This window comes from Longimicrobium sp., assembly GCF_036280135.1.
Lineage (GTDB): Bacteria > Gemmatimonadota > Gemmatimonadetes > Longimicrobiales > Longimicrobiaceae > Longimicrobium.
Window position 1 is genome coordinate 1 of sequence record NZ_DASURI010000130.1, and the last position, 5,757, is coordinate 5,757.

Sequence of the window (5,757 nt, forward strand, 5' to 3'; positions counted from 1 at the left end):
GGGGGCACCACAAAAGCAATCGGCCCCGCTTCCGCTAGCCTCCGGAGAGGCTTGAGCCAGGCGGGAACCTGACCGTTCGCGAATAGAAGGGCCGAATCGCTACGCCAAAGCTAACGTCTTACTCCGTTCACCTCAAGTGCACTGCCCTACGTCGGCGGCGCGCAGGCGGATGCCGGTGCTGGCCTCGCCGCAGGTGCCGTCGGCCAGGAGGGCGTCGAGCGCGGCGCCGATGGCCTCCTCCAGCCGCGCGCCCGTGCGGCTGAAGCCCAGCAGCGCGCGCACCTGCGCCGTAAGCTCCTTGCGCGGCAAGCCGTCCTGCGCGGCGCGAAGGAGCTGCACGGCCGCCTCGCGGTACTCCTCCGGCGCAATGCGCTCCGCCGGGATGCGCACGTCGCGCCGCGAGCGGACCGAGACAGCGCCGTCCGGCGCGTGCACGAACTCGCCGCGGCGCTCCAGGATGCCCTGCGCCTGTGCCGCATCCACCGCCTGCGCGATCCGCGACTCGATGCGCGATCCCGTCCGCGTGAGGCCCCACATGGCAGCCACGCGCGTCGCCACGTCGTCCACGTGCAGCGGCGCCTCGGCATCCACCACCGCCCGCAACGCGTTGAGCAGCAGCGACTGCGGCGCGGCGAGAATGTCCGTGCCCGCGAACGTCGTCGCCGTGTCGGCCATGCGGTAGGGCACGGCCTGCGGCATCGGCACCTCCGCCGCGACGGACTCCGGCGCAGGCGCGGTGGACAGGGCGGATTCGGCCACCGCGGGCTCGGCGGACGGGGCGGAATCCGCCGGATCGGCCGGAATCGGCGCATCCGGCGACGGCGGAGCAGATGCGAGGGCGTCGGCCTGACGCTGGGCGCGATCGGCTTCGTCGCGGCGGCGGGCCTCGTCGGCGGCGGCGCGGGCGGCGGCCTCGTCGCGGGCATGGACGCGCGAGGCCTCGATCAGCCGCATCAGCCGGTCGATCTGCCCGTCGCGGTCCTTGAACCAGTCCGTGGACCACACGCGGTGGATCTGCCATCCGCGCGCCTCCAGCACCTGCTGCCGCAGGCGATCGCGATCCCGCGCCGTCTCGCTGCTGTGGTAGGCCACGCCGTCGCACTCGATGCCGCAGACGAACCGGCCCGGCATCTCGTCGTCCACCACGGCCATGTCGATGCGGTAGCCGGCCGCGCCCACCTGCGGCTGCACGCGCACGCCGCGCCGCGTGAGCTCCTCCATCACCTGCTGCTCGAAGAGCGATTCCGCGTCCGCCGCGGCCGTCGCCGTGGCGCTCTGCAGTTGCCCGCGCTCGGCGAAGAGCAGGAACTCGCGCAGCAGCTGCGGCCCGCGCGACGTGGCGGACGCGGGGTTGATGTCGTCGCCCTTCATCGACGAGAAGACCACCATCCGCCTGCGGGCGCGCGTCGTGAGCACGTTGAGCCGCCGCCAGCCGTTCTCGCCGTTGATGGGGCCAAAGTTGTAGCGCAGCCGCCCGTCGCGCGCCTTGGCATACGTGACGCTGAGGAAGATGACGTCGCGCTCGTCGCCCTGGATGTTCTCCAGGTTCTTGACAAAGAACGGCTCCGCGTGGTCGCGGCCAAAGAACGGCTCCAGCGACGGGTCCTGCCGGCGGCGCAGCTCCAGCTCGTTCTGGATGGCCAGCTGCTGGCGCAGGTTGAAGGTGCCCACGCCCAGGCTCACGTCCGGGTGCTCGCGGGCGTGCCGGAGCACGGCGTCCACTACGCGCCGCGCCTCGACCAGGTTGAGGCCCTTGCCCTCGTACACGCCGTCCGCCACGTGCTCAAAGACGAGGCCCGCGGCGTGGCTGGCCGTCTCCACGCTAGGAAAGGTGTGGAGGTCCGCCTCGTAGAAGCTCACGTTGCTGAAGGTGATGAGCGACTCGTGCGTGCTGCGGTAGTGCCAGCGCAGACGAGTTTTCGGCACGCCCGCGCCCATGAACTCCTCCAGCACGCTCTCGCTGTCTTCCACCAGCGGAGTACCGTCCTCCGCCAGCTCCGCGGCGGCCTGGCCGCTCATCACGCTGAAGAAGTTGGTGGGCGGCAGCTGCTTGGGATCGCCCACGACGACCAGCCGCTGCCCGCGGACGATGGCGCCCACGGCATCCTCGGACGGCAGCTGGCTGGCCTCGTCGAAGATGACCACGTCGAACGACGGGCTGCCACCGTCCAGCAGCTGCGCCACGGTAAGGGGGCTCATCATGAAGCACGGCTTGATGGCGCGGATGGCGGCGCCGGACTGCTGCAGCGTGCGCCGCAGGGGGGCGTGGCGCCGCTCGCGGGCCATCTGCGTCTGCAGGAAGGGCATCGCGGCGCTGGCTGCGGGCTCGCGCAGCCGCGCCTGGACGGCGTCGCGCAGCCGGCCGATGAGCGTGTCGCGGTTCTCGGCCAAGACGGCCTGGTCCAGCGCGCGGAACTCGGCCACGCGCTGCTCGTGCGAGAGCGTGGCGAACTGGCGCAGGGGCACGCGCTCCTGCACGGCCGCGCTCACCCACTTCTGGTGAAACGCCCGGCGAAAGGCGCGCGGCAGGTCGTCGAACGTCACCTCGCCGGCGAACGCGGGCGCCAGCAGCTCGCCGCCGGCGCCGTCCGCCACGCGCGCCCGGACGATCTCGAACGCGGCCCAGCGCGGCGCCGTCCGCAGGCTGGCCTCAAGCGCCGACGCGCGGTCCGCGATCTCCGCCAGCGGTTTGTCCTGGAGATACGAATCCGGCCACTGCGCCAGCGCGCGCAGCCCGTCCAGCGCCCGCGCCGCGCCCTCGGCGGACGTGCGGAGCGACTCGGCCATCGACACGTCCGGCGCGGGCTGCGCGGCCAGGGCAGCCGTCTCGTCCGCGACCTGGTGCTGCACGCACAGGCAGCGGAACTCCACCACCCACTTCACGTAGCCGTCCAGCGCGTCCCAGTCGGAGCGCTCGCCCTGCCACAGCCCGCCGAAGAGCTCGCGCCCGGCCCCGTCCGCCGCGGCCAGCGCCTCGCGCTCGCGGCGCAGCTCGTCCGCGCGGCGCATCTCCGCGGCCTGCTCCAGCAGCGAGCCCGTGTACGACGGCTGGCGGTACCCCATCCACCGCCGCTTGACGGCGCGGTACCGCCCGCTGAGAAAGTTCAGGAAGCGGAACGGGCTGCTCTCCTTTTCCTCGATGAACTGCGCGTCGGCCGTGTGCTCCTGCTGGAACACGTCCTTCGTGAACCAGTGGCCGATGCGACGGTCCAGCCCGCTCACCTGCCTGCCGCGCTCAATGAGCTCCAGCGCCTGTGGGGGCGGCGCCGTCCATGCGTCGCTCGTCAGCACGCCCAGCGGCGCGCCGGGCGACCGGGCCAGGACGGCCGCGATGCGCACGGCCGTGTCCACGTCCGCGAAGGTGCGCAGGGGCGGCAGGCGAAAGGCGGCCTGCACGGTTTCCGCGTGGCGCGCCGTCTCGGCCAGGCGCTCGCGCAGGTCGCGGACAAGGTCGCCGGCCACGTCCAGGTCGTCCTCCGACCAGAGCGTGCGGGCGCTGTCGCGCCACGGGTGATTGCGCACGTCGCCCGTCTCGGCGGCGGCCTTCGCGAGGTCCTCCAGCCCGCGCACGGCCTCGTCGAACTGCGCGCGGGTGACGGCGTCGATGGGCCGCTCCAGCTTGACGCGCGGCGCCTCGCGCAGGGCCATCAGCTCGCCGTAGCCGCGATACGGCGTGAACCCGGCGGCGCCGTACGGCGTGTGCACGGCCTCGGCATATTCCGTCAGCGTGTGGCGCACGCCGGGAAGCCGATCGCCCACGCTCTCGCCGGGTTTGGGCTGCTGGAGCGAGGCATCCAGCGAGCGCGCGATCTCCTTGACCACGGCGCGCTTGTTGGCCTTGGTGCTGTGCATCTCCAGGCAAAAGTCGCCCAGCCCGGCGCGGACCAGGCGCTCGTGGACCACGGAGAGCGCGGCCATCTTTTCCGCGACAAAGAGCACGGACTGGCCCGCGTACAGCGCCTGCGCGATGAGGTTGGTGATGGTCTGCGACTTTCCCGTCCCCGGCGGGCCCTCCAGCACCAGGTCGTGACCGCGGCTCACGGCGGCGATGGCGCGCAGCTGGCTGGAATCCGCGTCCACCACCTGCGCGGTGGCCTCGGGAGGGAACGCCTCGTCCAGGTCCATCTCGCGCACGTCGTCCGGCAGGGCGGCGAGCTGGCCGCCCTTGCGCGTGACGAGCTGGCGGATGAGCCGGTGCGCCCCGAACGCGCCGCCGTTGCCGTCCAGGTCCTTGTACATCGCGAACTTCTGGAAGGCGAACAGGCCCAGGTAGATCTCCGTCGTCACCTTCCAGTCCGCCTGCGCCTGGATGGCCCCGGTGACGGCGGACAGGAACTGCTGCAGGTCGTAGTCGTCGGGGATGGCGGACGGATCGGGCATCTCGGGCAGGGAGACGCCAACGGTGCGCTTGAGGTACTCCGCCAGCGCCGGGTTGACGAGGTAGTCGTCGTCCGTGGCCGACAGCGTGTATCCCGCGCCGGCCGACGCGCGGGCCAGGGCCACGGGCAGCAGCACGAGCGGCGCGCGGAACACCTGCTCGCTGTCCTTGGCCTCCGTGTAGTGCAGCATGCCCAGCGCGAGAAAGAGCGTGTTGACGCCCTGCTCTTCGCGCGCCTCCCGCGCCTGCTCGTCGATGCGTCGCAGCTGCACGTCCAGCTTTTCCAGCGGCGACGTGGTCTGCAGCACGTCGTCGCGGTGCTTTTCCGCCAGCGACGCCACCTCGTACGGCGCGAACGCCGCCGCGCCGATCTCCTCGTCCAGGTCGTCGTCGAACCCGTTCATCCCCTCGTCCGCCCCCGTCGCCAACGGAGCGGGCCCGGCGGATGCGAATTCCCCCTCGGCCGATGCAGGCGCATTCGGCGCGCTTTCCGGCGATGCGGATCCGGCGGATGCGGATTCCGTGGATGCGGCGGATTCCGCGACCTCGGCGGATGCGGCGTCGGCGGATTCACCGGACGTGATGACGGCGGATGCGCTCGCGCTCGTATCCGCCGCTGCCGATCCGGGCACCGGGAAGCCGCGACCGGCGGGGCGAACGATCTCCGCGGGCGCATCCGGCCCTTCCGCCGACGGGGGGAGCGGCGGCAGCGCGAACACATCCCCCTGCACCGGCGCAGCAGTCGAGACGGATGACGCGGGTGCCGACTCGGCCGAAGCTGCCGTATCCGCCGTCGTGGCCGATGCATCCGACGCGCGGATCGCGGAGGCGGGAGGCGTTCTGTCGGCCGGTGACGCGGGGGGCTCGGCGGCGCGGAAGCGCATGGGCTTCTCGGCCAGGTACAGTCGGCGGAAGACCTCGGCCGGCTGCTCGTCGACCACCGCGACGGTGGACGCACGCGTCACGCGGAAGTTGAGCGCCCGGTTGCGCTTGGTCAGGTCCAGCAGCTTGCGCTTCCACGCGTCCAGCGCCGCGCCGATGCGGGCGTCGTCGGTGGAGGCGGGCGGCGTGGCGGTGTCGCTCATTGGGTGGTGCGTCGGGTGGGGATGGCTGGACGCGAAGGTCCGGCCCGTAAACTCGTGTGTGTCGCGCGGCGGGACAAGCAGGCAGATCGGGGCACATCCGGAGATCATCCGGTATTCAGGCATGCCCACACACAATCCTTCCACGTCACGCGATCATCGAGCAGGTGATAACGGCGGATCGCGAGGGAGGGATTCAGGCAGAGGGGTGAACTCCGCGCGAGCGCCCCGTCTACGCGGGCTCCAGGTCCACGCTGGCGAAGGCGGGCGATCTGCCGCCCGCCGAGAGCCCCCTCC

At 72.1% G+C, this 5,757-nt stretch carries 1 protein-coding gene; it reads right to left on the reverse strand.

The genetic code is table 11. The features are described from left to right. Positions 1-132: 132 nt before the first annotated feature. A complete protein-coding gene (locus tag VFZ20_RS04010; RefSeq protein WP_329682540.1) occupies positions 133-5,463 on the reverse strand; it encodes a DUF3320 domain-containing protein in 5,331 nt (1,776 codons plus the stop codon). Positions 5,464-5,757: the final 294 nt, after the last annotated feature.

Bases quoted from the DNA above. Each gene is read 5' to 3' on its own strand.
- VFZ20_RS04010 (WP_329682540.1), bottom strand. From the start codon at position 5,463: ATGAGCGACACCGCCACGCCGCCCGCCTCCACCGACGACGCCCGCATC.